The sequence below is a fragment of the Streptomyces sp. NPDC001407 genome (assembly GCF_042895325.1).
In the GTDB taxonomy this organism is placed as follows: domain Bacteria; phylum Actinomycetota; class Actinomycetes; order Streptomycetales; family Streptomycetaceae; genus Streptomyces.
Map to the genome: position 1 here is coordinate 243,637 of NZ_JBIAWF010000005.1, position 15,133 is coordinate 258,769.

Genomic DNA, 15,133 nt, shown 5'->3' on the forward strand with positions numbered 1-15,133 from the left:
TCTACGCCTCTCGGTAGAGGCCCGGGGCGAGGTAGACCGAGAACCTCGGTGTCTCACCGCCCCGGTACGAGATGAAGTTCTGCGTGCGGGAGTGCTCCAGCGGGCCTTCCGCCAGTGCGCTCAGCACGGACTCGTAACCCCTCGCGTCCAGGCCCTCGGACCGCAGGAACGCCGCCACCCGGTCCCGCGCCGCGGCGTCGTTCTCGTGGACGGGGATCACCGGGATGTACATCGTGGCCACCGGCGTCGCCCGGCCGCGCTGGAGCGTGAAGGTCGTGACCGGTGGCTTCCGCTTCCATTCGGGGGCGTCGTCCGGGCCGTTGACCGCCCGGAGCGCGCGGGCGAAGGAGCCGGGCGTGTGACCGGGGTCGGCGGCGGCCTTCGCGTCGATGTCGGCGGCGGGGACGCCGGAGTGCGCGAGGTAGACCTGGGTCCGCAGTTCCTCGCCGGGCACGAGGTCCATGGCGAGGGCGACGGGTTCGTGCTCCGGGCCGTAGGAGCCGCCGAGGTGCTCGGTGAGTGCGCGCCAGGGGTGTTCGAGGCCGAGGCGGATCAGGGCCTCTTCCGTGCGGGCGGCCGCCTGTTCCCGGCCGTGGACCGCCGGGTTGAGGAAGATCTTGTAGACGGGGTCGGCGCCGGGGGCCCAGGCCACCGCGTGGGCGATGGTGAAGTAGCCCTGCGGGTCGTCGGCGAGGAAGAGCTCCTCGACCTTGAGGTAGGGGTCGATATCGACGCCGGGGCGGCCGGCGAGGCGGCGGGTGAGCTCCATGCCGTCCTCCATCCGGCGCTTCGCCGGGCCCCTGGGGGACTCCAGGGAGAGCCGGACCCCGGCCTTGCGCCCGGCCCAGGCGATCGACGTCTCCAGCGGCATGCCGTCGATGGAGACCCAGCAGGCGTCCTCGGGAGGGGTGCCGACGGGGAGTTCGCCCCAGGGCGTGGTCAGTTCCCGCAGGAAGGCGAGGAGCGACTCCCGGCTCCCGGCGTCGATCCCGAGGCTCCGGCGGGCGCGCCAGACCTTGTCGCAGGCGACCTCCGCGTAGCAGGTGGCGGGTGGGTAGCGGTCGGAGTCGAAGCGCAGCGGGCGGCCGACCATCTCGGCTATGACTCCGGTGTCGGAGGTGAAACCACCTGACCGGAGGGGCGGTTGGGGACCGGGGCCTGCGGACTCCATCGTGTCTCCCTGCGTCGTGACGGCAAAAACGAGCGCGATCTTCCCACCGTGGGGCGGGGCCTGTCAGAGCTTTGCCCGACAATTGCCCGGGAGCCCGTTATCGGGTCTATGTTCCGGCCAATTTGCCGCCCTTCGCGCGTACGGTCGATCCGCTCCAGCTCGCATCGGACTCCGGCCGGGGATCCGGCCGGACCACGGCGGCGGAGCATCCGGCACCCCCGCCCATACCTGCGCCTTACCGGCGGTTACCGCAAGGCTTGGGCATGACTTCACCAGAACGGCCGGATCGTGCACGGCGGTGGTCCGCATCACGACGTTCTGCGACATGATCGCTACACATCGTTCGCTGGTGCATGCCGCTCGCGAATGGATGTGCCCTGTCCACATGCGGCCCACCGGAGACTGTCGGCGCCGCCGTGCTCCGGGAAGCCTGTGCAGAGGAGTTGTTGACGCGTGTCCGCACAGCACCACTCCGCCCGACCCCGGCCCACCGCCGGTGCTCCGCGCTCCTTACCCCCCACCGACACCGCCGGACCGTCCGGCGAGGCGCTCCCCGCGACGCTCCCGGAGGCGTTCGCCCGGCAAGCGGCCCTCACCCCCGACGCGACCGCGCTGGTGAGCGGCGCGGACACCATCTTGACCTACCGTCAGCTGGATGCCCTCGCGGACCGGCTGGCACGGCGGCTGACGGCACAGGGCATGGAGCCGGGCGGCACCGTGGCGGTGCTGATGGACCGTTCGGCCGAGCTCGTGATCTCCCTCCTCGCGGTCGCCAAGTCCGGTGGCTGCTACGTCCCGCTGGACCCCCGGCAGCCCGTACCCCGGTTGCGGTGGATTCTGGAACAGACGGCCACGGACATCGTCTTGACGTCCGGTCAGGAGCCGGACGCGCAGCTCACGGCGGGCCGCCGGGTGCTGCCCGTGGCGGTGGACACTCCGGACACCGAGCGGCCCGCGGGCGGCGAGGCGCCGTGCGTGCTCCCGCACCAGCTGGCGTACGTGATGTTCACCTCCGGGTCCACAGGCACGCCCAAGGGCGTCGCCGTGACCCACGAGAACGTGGTCGGCCTCGCCCGGGACCAGGCGTGGCGCGGCGGTGCGCACGGCCGGGTCCTGCTGCACTCGCCGCACGCCTTCGACGCCTCCACGTACGAGCTGTGGGTGCCGCTGCTGTGCGGCGGCGCGGTGGTCGTCGCGCCGCCCGGCGACCTGGACGCGCGGAGCATCGCCGCCGCCGTCACGGATGCGGGGATCACCGGGCTGTGGGTGACGGCGGGCCTGTTCTCGGTGCTGGCCGAGGAGGCCCCCCGGTGCTTCCTGGGGGTGCGGGAGGTGTGGACCGGCGGGGACGCGGTCTCCCCCGCGGCCGTCCGGCGGGTGCTGCTGGCGTGCCCGGAGACCGCGGTCGTCAACGGCTACGGCCCGACGGAGACGACCACCTTCGCCACCTGCCACCGGGTGGCCGACCCCGGCGGTCTGGGCACGGTCGTGCCCATCGGCGCGCCGATGGCCGGGATGCGCACGGAGGTGCTCGACCGCGAGCTGACGCCGGTACCGCCCGGCGAGGTCGGCGAGCTCTACGTCGGCGGCTCGGGGCTGGCCCGCGGCTACTGGAACCGCCCGGGGCTCACCGCGGAGCGCTTCGTGGCCGACCCGCTGGGCGAGCCCGGTGCCCGGCTGTTCCGCACCGGTGACCTGGTGCGGCACGGCCCGGACGGGCTCCTGGAGTTCGTCGGCCGCAGCGACGACCAGGTGAAGATACGCGGCTTCCGGGTCGAGCCGGGCGAGGTCGAGGCCGTCCTCGCCGGGCACCCCGGGGTCGCCCAGGCCGCCGTCGTCGTCCGGGAGGACAGGCCCGGACAGAAGCGGCTCGTCGGCTACGTCGTCCCCGCGGAGGAGAGCGCGGACGCGGGGCCCGCGGACGGCGCTGACCGGGTCGGCGAGTGGCAGGAGATCTACGACTCGCTGTACAGCGACGTCGCGCGGGCGCGCTTCGGCGAGGACTTCTCCGGCTGGAACAGCAGCTACGACGGCGAGCCGATCCCCCTGGCGCAGATGCGCGAGTGGCGGGACGCCACCGTGGCCCGGATCCGTGAGCTGCGCCCGCGCCGGGTGCTGGAGATCGGCGTGGGCACCGGCCTGCTGATGTCCCGGCTGGCCCCGCACTGCGACTCCTACTGGGGAACGGACCTCTCCGGTCAGGTGATCGAGGCGCTGCGCCGGCTGGTCGGGCAGGACGCCGAGCTGGCGGACCGGGTCGAGCTGCGGGCCGGTGCCGCCGACGACACCGCGGACCTGCCGTCCGGCTTCTTCGACACCGTGATCATCAACTCCGTGACGCAGTATTTCCCCGACGCCCACTACCTCGCGGACGTCCTGGCCAAGGCCGTGGGACTGCTGGTGCCGGGCGGGTCGGTGTTCGTCGGCGACGTCCGCAATCTGCGGCTGCTGCGCTGCTTCCACACCGATGTCCGACTGCGTCAGGCGGAGTTGCCGGCCGACCCCGGCGCCGTCCACGCGGCCGTCGAGCACGGCATGGTGCGGGAGAAGGAACTGCTGGTCGACCCGGCGTTCTTCACCGAGCTCGCGGCCGGCCTGCCGGACCGGGTCGGCAGTGAGGTGCGGGTGAAGCGCGGGCGGGCGGTCAACGAGCTGACGCGCTACCGCTACGACGCCGTCCTGCGCAAGCTGGCCCCCGAGGAGCAGGAGCCCCTGCCCGTACGGGAGTTGCCGTGGGGGCAGGACGTCTGCACGCTCGACGACCTCGCCGCCCGCCTGCGCACGGACCCGCCGTGCGGCGACGTCCTGCTGACGGGCGTGTCGGACAGCAGGCTCGCGCCGGTGGCCGACGCGCTGCGGGCGCTGGAGGGCGGTACGGGCCGGGTCCGGGCCCTGAGCGCGCGTGACGACACCGACACCGACACCCTCGAACGCCTCCACGAGCTGGCGGACGAGCTGGGCCTGCGGGCCTCCGCCACCTGGTCGGCGGCCGACGACGGCACCCTGGACGTGCTCCTGACGCCGCGCCGTCCGGGCTCGGTGAGCGGGGTGCCGAGTGGCGCGGGCGCGCCGCTGTCCTCGCTGGTCAACGCCCCCGCGTCCGCGCGGGACACCGGCGCGCTGGTCTCGTCGGTCCGGGCCTATCTGCGCGAGCGGTTGCCCGACTATCTCGTCCCCGCCGCGACGGTGGTGCTCGAAAGCCTGCCGCTGACCCCGAACGGCAAGGTCGACCGGCGCCGCCTGCCGGAGCCCGGCACCGGGTCCGCCGAGGGCGGCCGGGCGCCCCGCAATCCGCTCGAAGAGCTGCTGTGCGGGCTGTTCGCCGACATCCTGGGGGTCTCCGGGGTGACGATCGACGACAGCTTCTTCACGCTGGGCGGGCACTCGCTGTCCGCGACCCGGCTGAGCACCCGGCTGCGGTCCGTCCTCGGCCTGGAGCTGCCGGTGCGCGCCGTCTTCGAGACGCCGACGGTCGCCGGGCTGGCCGAGGCCGTGCGCCAGGCGTCGGCCGGGGACCGCCCGCCGCTCGTGCCGGCGGCGCGCCCGGAGGAGGTGCCGCTGTCGTTCGCCCAGCGCAGGCTGTGGTTCCTCGACCACCTCCAGGGCCCGGGTGCCGCCTACAACGTCCCCCTCGTGCTCGATCTGGACGGCGAGCTGGACCGCACGGCGCTCGAAGCCGCGCTGGGTGACGTGCTGGCCCGGCACGAGAGTCTGCGGACGGTCTTCCCGGAGACCGCCGGGGTGCCCCGGCAGCTGGTCCTGGACACGGCGGCCGCGCGCCCGCGGCTCGACGTCAGCACGGTCGCGCCCGAGGAGCTGGACGCGGCGGTGGCCGCCGCGGTCCGCCACCCCTTCGACCTGGCGGCCGAGATCCCCGTCCGGGCCCAGCTGTTCACCACCGGCCCCACCCGGCACGTCCTGGCGCTGGTCGTCCACCACATCGCGTGCGACGGCTGGTCGCTGGCGCCGCTGTGGCGCGACCTCGCCACCGCCTACGCCGCCCGCCGCGCCGGCACCGCGCCCGACGCCGCCCCGCTGCCGGTGCAGTACGCCGACTACACCCTGTGGCAGCACCGGCTGCTGGGCGACGAGGACGACACCGACAGCTTGATCTCGCGTCAGATCGCTTATTGGAGCGAGACGTTGACCGGGCTGCCCGAGTGCGCCGAGCTGCCCGTGGACCGGCCGCGGCCGCAGGTGGCCTCGCACCGGGGCGACACCCTGCACTTCACGGTCGACGCCGATCTGCACCGGCGGATCACGGAACTGGCCGCGGGCTGCGGGGCGAGCCCCTTCATGGTCGTGCACGCCGCGCTGGTGACACTGCTGACGAAGCTGGGCGCGGGGCCGGACATCGCGGTCGGCACCCCGGTCGCGGGCCGCACCGACCACGCGCTCGACGGGCTCGTCGGCTTCTTCGTCAACACCCTGGTGCTCCGCACGGACATCTCCGGCAACCCCGCGTTCCGTGACCTGCTGGCGCGCGTCCGGGAGACCGACCTGGCGGCGTACGCCCATCAGGACGTGCCCTTCGAGCGGCTGGTCGACGCCCTCGCCCCGGTGCGCGGCCTCGCCCACCACCCGCTGTTCCAGGTGCTGCTGGCGATGCAGAACGCCCCCCAAGGCGCGGCGGAGCTGCCGGGCCTGAGCGTCGCGGAACGGGCGGTGAGCACCGGGGCGTGCCGGTTCGACCTGTCGCTGAGCCTGCGCGAGCGGCACGGCGCGGACCAGCGGCCGCTCGGGATCGACGGGGTCGCGGAGTACAGCACCGATCTCTTCGACCGGTCCACCGTGGAGCGCCTCGTCCACCGCTTCCTGCGGCTCCTCGACGCGGTCACCGCCGACCCCGGCCGCCGGCTCGGCTCGCTCGACGTGCTGCTGCCCGACGAGCGTGAGCGGCTGCTGGCGCGGAGCGGCGACGACGCCCTCACCACGCCGCTCGGGCATCTGCCGGAGCTGTTCGAGGCACAGGTGCGGCGGACGCCCGACGCGAACGCGCTGATCCACGACGACGGCACCGGCTTCATCCGGACGCTGACGTTCCGTGAGCTGAACGCGCGGGCGAACCAGCTCGCCCGGTATCTGATCGGGTGCGGCGCCGGCCCGGAGCGGTTCGTGGCGATCGCCCTGCCGCGTACGGCCGACTCCGTCGTCGCGACGCTCGCGGTGCTCAAGGCGGGGGCCGCCTATCTGCCGCTGGACGCGGGCTATCCGGCGGCCCGGCTGGCCTGTATGGCCGAGGACGCCCGGCCCGCGATCCTGCTCACCGACTCCGGCACGTCCCTGCCACTGCCGGGCGGCACCGGGATGCGGACGATCGTCCTGGACCGGGAGGAGACCCGGCGGGCCGTCGGCCTGTGCTGGGAGGCCGATGTCACCGACGGCGAGCGGCTCGCTCCGCTGACCTGCGCGTCGCCCGCCTATGTCATCTACACCTCCGGTTCCACCGGCCGCCCCAAGGGCGTCGTGGTCACCCACGCCGGGGTCACCGGTGTGGTCGAGGCGCAGGTGCGGCGGTTCGGGGTGACGGCGGCGAGCCGGATCCTGCAGTTCGCCTCGCACAGTTTCGACGGCGCGGTGTGGGAGCTGTGCGGCGGGCTGCTGACCGGTGCCACCCTGGTGATGGCGCCCGCGGAGCTCACCGCGCCCGGCCCGGAGCTGGCCACGCTGGTCGAACGGCACCGGGTCACGCACGCCACGCTCCCCCCGGCCGCGCTGTCGGTGATGGAACCGGACGACCTGCCCTCGCTGCGCTGGCTGATCACCTCGGGCGAGGCGCCGTCCGGGGAGACGGTGCGCCGCTGGTCGGCGGGGCGGAAGTTCCTCAACGGCTACGGCCCGACCGAGACGACGGTGTGCGCGACGCTCAGCGCCCCGCTCTCCGGCGGCGGTACGCCCCCGATCGGGCGGCCCACCGTGGGCGCCCGCGCCTATGTGCTGGACCGTGACCTGTGCCTGGTGCCGCCTGGGGTGCCCGGTGAGCTGCACGTGTCGGGCGCCGGGCTGGCCCGCGGCTATCTGCACCGCTCGGCGCTGACGGCGGAGCGGTTCGTGGCCGACCCGTTCGGGGCGCCGGGCGAGCGGATGTACCGCACCGGGGACACCGTGCGGTGGAACGCCGACGGCGAGCTGGAGTTCATCGGCCGGACCGACGGGCAGATCAAGATCCGCGGCTTCCGGATCGAGCCCGGCGAGGTCGAGGCCGCGCTGGGCGGCCAGCCGGGCGTGGCCCAGGCGGTCGTCGTCCCGCGCGAGGACGCCCGCGGCGGCACGTATCTGGCGGCGTACGCGGTGCCCTCGGCCGACGCGGCGGGCAGCCTGGACGGGGCCGCGCTGCGCGACCGCCTGGCCGGGCTGCTGCCCGGCTACATGGTGCCGTCCGCGGTCGTGGTCCTGGACTCCCTGCCGGTGACGGCCACGGGCAAGGTGGACCGTTCCGCGCTGCCCGAGCCCGACTTCGGGGCGCTGTCCACGGGCCGGGAGCCCCGCAACCCGCGCGAGCAGATCCTGTGCGAGCTGTTCGCCGAGGTGCTGGGGGTGCCCCGGGTGACCATCGACGACAGCTTCTTCGACCTGGGCGGGCACTCGCTGCTGGTGACCCGCGTGATCAGCGGGGTGCGCCGCCGCCTCGGCGTGGAACTGCCCGTCCGCACTCTCTTCGAACGGCAGTCGGTGGCCGCGCTGCTGGAGGCCGTCGACGCGCCGGCCACGGCCGGCGGCGCGCCCGCCCGGACCCGGGTGGACCTCGCCGCCGAGGCCGTGCTCGACCCGGCGATCACCGTGGGCACGAGGGCGCGGAGCGGGCGGGCCGACGGGCGGGAGACGATCCTGCTGACCGGCGCGACCGGCTTCCTCGGCGCGTTCCTGCTGCGTGAACTCCTGGACCGGACGAGCGCGGACATCCACTGCCTGGTGCGCGCCGACGACGCCGCGCAGGCGGACCGCCGGATCCGGCGGAACATGGCGGAGTACGGGCTGTGGAACGAGTTCTCCCGCAGCCGGATCGTGGCCGTCCCCGGCGACCTGGAGAAACCGCTGCTCGGCCTCTCCCCCGAGCGCTTCGAGGCCCTGGCGGGCCTGGTCGACGCGGTCTACCACAACGGCGCGCGCGTCAGCGCGGTCGACGCGTACGAGCGGCTGCGCGCGGCGAACGTCTCCGGCACCCGGGAAGTGCTGCGCCTGGCGGCCCGGTTCGCCACCCCTGTGCACCACGTCTCCACGGCCGCCGTGGCGGTGGGCACCGACGAACACCCCGGCCCGGTGCCGGAGTCGCGCCGGGTGCGGCCCGAAGCGGTGCTGCCCGGCGGCTACACCGAGAGCAAGTGGGTGGCCGAGCAGCTCGTCCGGCAGGCGGCCGAGCGCGGGCTGCCGGTGACCGTCCACCGGTGCGGGCGCATCAGCGGACACACCGTCAGCGGGGCCGGTTCGAGCCGGGACGTGTTCTGGCAGCTCGTACGCGCCATGCTCGTCCTCGGCGCCGTGCCCCGCCCGGCGGCGGACGGCACGGAGCCGGTGGTCGACCTGATCCCCGCCGACTGGACCGCGGCCGCCATCGTCCACCTCTCCCGCACCCCGGGCACCGAGGGCCGCACGCACCACCTCACCTGCCCGTCGCCCGTCCCCTTCGAGACCGTCCTCGGCCACCTGCGGGAGTACGGCTACCGCCTGGACAGCCTCTCCCTCGACGACTGGACGCGCCTCCTGCGGGAGCGGGCCGACACGGCGGCGGAGGGCGGACCGGCCGCGGGCGAGGGCCTGCTGGACGCGGCGGTGCTGCTCACCGACACCCTTCCCGCGCTCGCCCGCGTGGGCCGGATCCACCTGGACCGCGCCAACACCCTCGCGGGACTGGCCGGTTCGGGCCCGGAGTTCCCGCCGCTCGACGGGGAACTGATCCGCCGTTACGCCGACTTCTTCGTCTCGTCGGGCTTCTTCCCGCCGCCCGCCACGCGCTGAGCGGCGCCGTCACCGTGCCGGGGCCCCGGCCCCGGCACGCCCTCCACGGAAAGGTACGCATCGTGAGCAACCCCTGGGACGACACCGAGGGCACCTTCCTCGTGCTGGTCAACGACGAAGGACAGCACTCCCTGTGGCCGTCCTTCACCACTGTCCCCGCCGGGTGGACCGCCGTCCGCGGCCCCGCCACCCGCGACGAGTGCCTCGCCTACATCGAGGAGAACTGGACCGACATGCGCCCCAAGAGCCTCGTCGAGCACCAGTCCCGGCTCTCGGAGGTGCGGTCCGCATGAACAACGACGAACGCGCCCCGCTGAGCTACCCGTTCAACGAAGCGGTCGCCCTGGAGGTCGACCCGCTCTACGCGAAGCTGCGCGCCGAGGAGCCCGTCGTACGGGTCAGCTGCCCTTTCGGCGAAGACGCCTGGCTGGTCACCTCGCACGCGGACATGAAGACGATCCTCGCGGATCCCCGCTTCAGCCGGGCGCTGGCCGCCGAGCACGACGAGTCGCGGCTGACCCCGCTGCCCATCCACACCAGCATCCTGGGCATGGACTCCCCCGACCACACCCGGCTGCGCCGGCTCCTCGCCAAGGTCTTCACCATGCGCCGGGTCGAGCTGCTGCGCCCGCGCGTCGAGGAGGAGGCGAACCGGCTGATCGACGAGCTGGTCGCGGCGGGGCCACCGGGTGACCTGATGGAGGGCTTCGCGGTGCCCTTCGCGGGCACCGTGGTCTGCGACCTGCTCGGCGTGCCCTTCGAGGACCGGGAGCAGTTCCGCGGCTGGCTGGACGCCTTCTCCGCCACGACGGTGATGACGGAGGAGGAGATCGAGGCGGACACCGAGCGGCTGCACGGCTACATCGCCGAGCTGATGGTGAGCCGGCGCGCAAAGCCGCAGGACGACCTCATCAGCGCCATGGTCAAGGCCAGCGACGAGGAGGAGAAGCTCTCCGAGAAGGAGCTCGTGGAGCTGGCCAGCGTGCTGCTGATAGCCGGCCACGAGACGGTCTCCTCACAGCTGATCGACTCCCTGCACGTGCTGTTCACCCACCCGGAACAGCTGGAGCTGCTGCGGAGCAGGCCCGAGCTCATGCCCGGCACGGTCGAGGAGCTGATGCGCTACGTCCCGCTCATCTCCCATGTGACCTTCGCGCGTTACGCGACGGAGGACGTGGAGCTGAGCGGGACGCTGGTGCGCGCGGGCGAATCCGTGCTGCCCGCGATCCCGTCCGCGAACCGCGATGAATCGGTCTTCGAGAACGCCGACCGGTTCGACCTCACGCGGGAGCACAATCCGCATCTGGGATTCGGTTACGGAATCCACCGCTGCCTGGGCGCGCCGCTGGCCCGGCTGGAAATGCAGGTGGCGCTGGATTCGCTGCTGACGCGGCTGCCGGGGCTGCGGTGTGCCGTTCCCGCGGAATCGCTGGAATGGAAGGACGGCATGCAGGTGCGCAGCCTGCTGGAGCTGCCGGTCGTCTGGTGACGGGGCGGTAAGAAAACCCCCTCGCTGAGAAAAAAAGGGGGCCTCCTCGCGGCTGCGAGGAGGCCCCTCCTTTTTCGCCATGTGCCTCAGGCGAGGCGCCAGTCGGGGGCCGTGGGGCTGCTGTCCCGGGTGGCGCCCGGGTCGCGGCTCACCACCGGGTCGAGGGCCGCGTCGATCGCCGCCATGACGTCCGCCTCCAGCCGGACCTCGGCCGCCTTGGCGTTGTCGGTGATCTGCTCGGGGCGGGAGGCGCCCAGCACGGCGGAAGCGACGTTCGGGTGCTGGAGGACCCAGGCCAGGGAGAGCTGGGCGACCGTCAGTCCGAGGTCGGTGGCGACGGGCCGCAGCTGCTGCACGCGGGAGAGCACGTCGTCCTTGAGCCAGCCCGCCAGCACCGGCGAGCCGTCGTTGGAGTCCAGGGCCCGGGACTGCTCCGGCCACCGCTGGCCGGGCAGGTATTTGCCGGTCAGGACGCCCTGAGCCAGGGGCGACCAGACGATCTGCCCGACACCGAGCTCCTCGCAGGCGGGCATCACCTCCCCCTCCGGCACCCGCCACAGGGCGGAATACTGCGGCTGGTTGGAGACCAGCGAGACCCTCAGCTCCCGGGCCAGCGCGTGCCCGCGCCGGATCTGGTCGGCGGTCCACTCGGAGACCCCGATGTAGTGCGCCTTGCCGGCGTGCACCACGTCGGCGAACGCCTCCATGGTCTCCTCCAGCGGGGTGGAGGGGTCGAAGCGGTGGGCCTGATAGACGTCGACGTGGTCCGTGCCGAGCCGGCGCAGGGAGTTGTCGATGGACTCGAAGATGTGCTTGCGGGAGAGGCCGAGGTCGTTGCGGCCGGGGCCGGTGGGCGCGAAGACCTTGGTGAGGATCTCCAGCCCTTCCCGCCGCTCGCCTTTCAGCGCCTGCCCGAGGGATTCCTCGGCGCGCGTGTCCGCATAGACGTCCGCGGTGTCGAAGGTGGTGATTCCGGCGTCGAGCGCGGCCCGCACACAGGCGACTTCCGTCTCCTCACCTCTCGAAGAACTCCGGGTGAGCCAGTTGCCGTAAGCGACCCGGCTGACTATCAGTCCACTGCGTCCCAGGTGACGGAAATCCATGGGGCCACATTAGCAACGGAGTTGGGCCCGTCCGCCAGAACGCGGAATTCACGGACCGTGCGCTCCGGCGCCCGGCAGCAGCGTTCCGGGCTCGGGCTCCGCGACCTCGACGGCCTCGGTCTTGAGGCTGCCCCGCTGCCTTCTGGCGGCCACGTGGGCGAGCCAGGAGAGGAGCATGCACATCCCGATGTAGATCGGCGAGATGATCATGACGACGGGGATGAACGGGAGCCCGTAGTCGAGATTGCTGGCGATCAGCTTGCCCGCGTGCAGGAACTCCTCGTAGGTGATCAGGAAGCCCAGCGAGGTGTCCTTCAGGGCGACGACGAGCTGGCTGATGATCGTCGGCAGCATCGCCCGCAGGGCCTGCGGCACCAGCACATAGGTCATCACCTGGGTCTTGTGCATGCCCAGGGAGTACGCCGCCTCCCGCTGGCCGCGCTCGACGGAGTGCACGCCGGTGCGGAAGACCTCCGCGAGCACCGAGCCGTTGTAGAGGGTCAGGCCGGTGACGAGGGCGGGCAGGGGCTGCACCTTGAGGGCGACGAAGACGAAGAAGATCATGACGAGCACCGGCATGGCGCGGAAGAACTCCACGACCAGGGTGGCGATCCAGCGCACGGGCCGGTGCTCGGAGAGCCGGGCCGTGGCGAGCAGCCCACCCAGCGCCAGGGAGAGCACGGCGGCGTAGGCGAAGGCCTTGAGGGTGTTGCCGAGCCCGCGCAGCAGCAGCTCCTGGATGCCCTTGTAGGTGAAGGGATCCCACTTCTGGACAGTGAACTGGTGGGTGTCGAGGAGGAGATAGACGAACCAGGCGACGAGACCGACGATCACGGCGGTCGCGGCGAGGCCGTAGACCAGGTGCCGCCGCCGGGCCTGGGGGCCCGGGATGTCGTAGAGCGCGGTCGTGGTCATCGGGCGACTCCCCAGCGCTTCTCCAGCACGTTGAAGACCCCGCTGATGGTCAGGGTCACGATCAGATAGCCGACGGCGATCCAGACGAAGGACCAGATGATGCTGTAGCCCAGCTCGTTGAGGGTTTTGTAGGTGCCGAGCAGTTCGGTGACGCTGAACGACCCGGCGATCGCGGAGTTCTTGGCGAGGGCGATGAGGGTGGAGCCGACCGGCGGGATGACGGAGCGGAACGCCTGCGGCAGCACGATCGCCCCGAGGGTCTGGGTGAAGGTCATCCCGAGGCTGCGCGCGGCCTCGCCCTGGCCGGTGGGCACGGTGTTGATGCCGGAGCGTACGGCCTCGCAGATGAAGGCCGAGGTGTAGCAGCCGAGGGCGAGGACCGCGAAGAGCTGGAAGGGCAGCACCACGCCGAACCTGGGCAGGCCGAGCAGCACCGCGAAGAACAGCAGGGTGAGCGGGGTGTTGCGCAGCACCGCCACCCACACCGTGCCGAAGACGCGCAGCGAGCCGACGGGGGCGACGCGGAAGGAGGCCATCACGAAGCCGAGGACGAGCGCGAGCAGGGAGGCGTAGACGGTGAGTTCGACGGTGCCGAGCAGCCCCTTGCCGTAGAGGGACCAGTTGTCGGTCAGGACGTTCATGACGTGCTCCCGTAGCGGTCGACGGCCGGGGGCGGCGGGGCGGGCACCCCGGAGAGGCCGAGGGTCGCGTCGTACGCCTTCTTCCAGTCGCCGTTCTTCTCGTGCGCCTCGATGGCGTCGTCGAGTGCGAGGCGCAGGGCGGTGTCGCCGCGGGGCACGCCGATGCCGTAGGGCTCCTTGGAGAAGGGCTTCCCGGCGATCCGCAGCTCGTCGGGCGCCTTGGCGGCGAAGCCCATGAGGATGGTGTCGTCGGTGGTGACGGCGTCCACCTGGAGGCTGAGGAGGTTGTCCACGCAGATCGAGTACGTGTCGTAGGCGACGGCGATCGCCTTGGGGTAGTCGCGCTCGATGCGCTGGAGCGGGGTGGAGCCGGCCGCGGAGCAGACCTTCTTCCCCGCGAGGTCCTGCGGCCCGTCGATGCCCTTCTCGTCCTTGCGCACCAGCAGCGACTGTCCGGCGATGTAGTAGGGGCCCGCGAAGCCGACCTGGCGTTTGCGCAGGTCGTTGATGGTGTAGGTGCCGACGTAGTAGTCGATCTGGCCGTTCTGGAGGGCCGTTTCGCGGTTGGCGGAGGCGATGGTGCGGAAGCGGATCGTCCTGGGCGGGAAGCCGAGCGAGGCGGACATCATCTTGGCGATCTCGATGTCGTAGCCGGAGTAGACGCCGGTCGCGGGGTCCTTCTCGCCGAGATAGGGCTGGTCCTCCTTGGCGCCGACGACGAGGTGACCGCGGCTCTTCGCGGCCCGCCAGGTGGCCGAGTCCGTCAGCTCGAAGCCGGTGGCCACGTGGTAGACGGGCAGCTGGTCGGCGCGGGGGCCCTTGACGGGCGGGCTGCCCTCCTTGCCGCAGGCGGCGGGGAGCAGGGCGAGGGCGGCGAGGGCCAGGGCCGCGGTCGTGCGGCGCGTACGGCTCGTCATCAGGGTGTTCACCGGCCCCTCAGTGCTTGAGGATCTTGGAGAGGAAGTCCTTGGCCCGGTCGCTCTCGGGGGCGGTGAAGAAGTCCTCCGGGGTGCGGTCCTCGACGATGCGGCCGTCCGCCATGAAGACGACGCGGTTGGCGGCGGAGCGGGCGAAGCCCATCTCGTGGGTGACGACGACCATGGTCATGCCGTCCCGGGCCAGCTGCTGCATGACCTCCAGCACCTCATTGATCATCTCCGGGTCGAGCGCCGAGGTGGGCTCGTCGAAGAGGAGCGCCTTGGGGTCCATCGCGAGGGCGCGGGCGATGGCCACGCGCTGCTGCTGGCCGCCGGAGAGCTGGGCGGGGTACTTCTCGGCGTGGGCGAGCAGTCCGACGCGCTCCAGCAGCTCGCGCGAGCGCTTCTCGGCCTCCTCCTTGCCGCGTTTGCGGACCTTGATCTGGGCCAGGGAGACATTGGCGAGCACGGTCTTGTGGGCGAAGAGGTTGAAGGACTGGAAGACCATGCCCACCTCGGCGCGCAGCCGGGCCAGCTCCCGGCCCTCGTCGGGCAGCGGGTGGCCGTCGAGGGTGATGGTGCCGGACTCCACGGGCTCCAGGCGGTTGATGGTCCGGCAGAGGGTGGACTTCCCGGAGCCGGAGGGGCCGATGACGACGACCACCTCGCCCCGGCCGACCGTCAGGTCGATGTCCTTGAGGACATGCAGTTTCCCGTAGTGCTTATTGACATTCCGCAGCTCGATCAGAGGATCGACGGCCATACCCAGCCCTACCCACTCTCAGCTGTCCCGCGGTCGACACACGCTATCGGCGCAACCTACCGGCCCCGTACCGGACTTCACCGCTGACACGCTCATATATGCGGATTCGACGCGCTACGCCCGCCATTTGCCCTAGGTACACAGACCGGCCTGGGTACCTAGCCTGTGTAGCGTCGGA

The 15,133-nt window shown here is 72.3% G+C and carries 9 protein-coding genes; 3 read left to right on the plus strand and 6 right to left on the minus strand.

The features are described from left to right. Position 1: 1 nt before the first annotated feature. Positions 2–1,171: a tryptophan dimethylallyltransferase family protein gene (locus tag ACFY1P_RS10310; protein WP_390750385.1), complete on the minus strand. Its 1,170-nt coding sequence runs from the start codon at positions 1,169–1,171 to the stop codon at positions 2–4. Positions 1,172–1,624: 453 nt separating this feature from the next. Between ACFY1P_RS10310 and ACFY1P_RS10315 the strand changes: the two genes are divergently transcribed. From ACFY1P_RS10315 to ACFY1P_RS10325, 3 genes are all read left to right on the plus strand, one after another. Further along, positions 1,625–9,127, plus strand: coding sequence for an amino acid adenylation domain-containing protein (locus tag ACFY1P_RS10315; RefSeq protein WP_390750386.1), 7,503 nt, complete (start codon positions 1,625–1,627; stop codon positions 9,125–9,127). Positions 9,128–9,189: 62 nt separating this feature from the next. Further along, positions 9,190–9,420, plus strand: a complete 231-nt coding sequence (locus ACFY1P_RS10320; protein ID WP_361525978.1) for an MbtH family protein — start codon at positions 9,190–9,192, stop codon at positions 9,418–9,420. Then, positions 9,417–10,616: a cytochrome P450 gene (locus ACFY1P_RS10325; RefSeq protein ID WP_361525975.1), complete on the plus strand. Its 1,200-nt coding sequence runs from the start codon at positions 9,417–9,419 to the stop codon at positions 10,614–10,616. The genes ACFY1P_RS10320 and ACFY1P_RS10325 overlap by 4 nt, the downstream gene beginning before the upstream one ends. An 86-nt stretch (positions 10,617–10,702) precedes the next feature. Here the strand turns inward: ACFY1P_RS10325 and ACFY1P_RS10330 are convergent, their stop codons facing one another. From ACFY1P_RS10330 to ACFY1P_RS10350, 5 genes are read right to left on the minus strand one after another with little or no spacing between them, the layout of a single operon-like run. Then, positions 10,703–11,719 carry an aldo/keto reductase family protein gene (locus ACFY1P_RS10330; protein WP_390750387.1) on the minus strand — a complete coding sequence of 339 codons (1,017 nt, stop codon included), beginning with the start codon at positions 11,717–11,719 and terminating at the stop codon, positions 10,703–10,705. 48 nt (positions 11,720–11,767) lie between these two features. Beyond that, the gene (locus ACFY1P_RS10335; protein WP_361525970.1) at positions 11,768–12,634 is read right to left on the minus strand and encodes an amino acid ABC transporter permease; all 867 of its coding nucleotides are present in this window, start codon (positions 12,632–12,634) and stop codon (positions 11,768–11,770) included. After that, entirely contained in the window at positions 12,631–13,275 is a 645-nt protein-coding gene (locus ACFY1P_RS10340) for an amino acid ABC transporter permease (protein ID WP_361525967.1), read from the minus strand. Before ACFY1P_RS10340 ends, ACFY1P_RS10335 begins: the two co-directional genes overlap by 4 nt. Continuing rightward, complete coding sequence (locus ACFY1P_RS10345; protein WP_361526001.1) at positions 13,272–14,192, minus strand: glutamate ABC transporter substrate-binding protein; 921 nt, start codon at positions 14,190–14,192, stop codon at positions 13,272–13,274. The genes ACFY1P_RS10340 and ACFY1P_RS10345 overlap by 4 nt, the downstream gene beginning before the upstream one ends. Before the next feature lie 19 nt (positions 14,193–14,211). Further along, positions 14,212–14,955: an amino acid ABC transporter ATP-binding protein gene (locus tag ACFY1P_RS10350; protein WP_390750388.1), complete on the minus strand. Its 744-nt coding sequence runs from the start codon at positions 14,953–14,955 to the stop codon at positions 14,212–14,214. Positions 14,956–15,133: the final 178 nt, after the last annotated feature.

What these genes read in the sequence shown, in the direction of transcription:
- ACFY1P_RS10310 (WP_390750385.1), bottom strand. Translation starts at nt 1,171, where the DNA reads ATGGAGTCCGCAGGCCCCGGTCCCCAACCGCCCCTCCGGTCAGGTGGT.
- ACFY1P_RS10325 (WP_361525975.1), top strand. Translation starts at nt 9,417, where the DNA reads ATGAACAACGACGAACGCGCCCCGCTGAGCTACCCGTTCAACGAAGCG.
- ACFY1P_RS10330 (WP_390750387.1), bottom strand. Translation starts at nt 11,719, where the DNA reads ATGGATTTCCGTCACCTGGGACGCAGTGGACTGATAGTCAGCCGGGTC.
- ACFY1P_RS10335 (WP_361525970.1), bottom strand. Translation starts at nt 12,634, where the DNA reads ATGACCACGACCGCGCTCTACGACATCCCGGGCCCCCAGGCCCGGCGG.
- ACFY1P_RS10340 (WP_361525967.1), bottom strand. Translation starts at nt 13,275, where the DNA reads ATGAACGTCCTGACCGACAACTGGTCCCTCTACGGCAAGGGGCTGCTC.
- ACFY1P_RS10345 (WP_361526001.1), bottom strand. Translation starts at nt 14,192, where the DNA reads ATGACGAGCCGTACGCGCCGCACGACCGCGGCCCTGGCCCTCGCCGCC.
- ACFY1P_RS10350 (WP_390750388.1), bottom strand. Translation starts at nt 14,955, where the DNA reads ATGGCCGTCGATCCTCTGATCGAGCTGCGGAATGTCAATAAGCACTAC.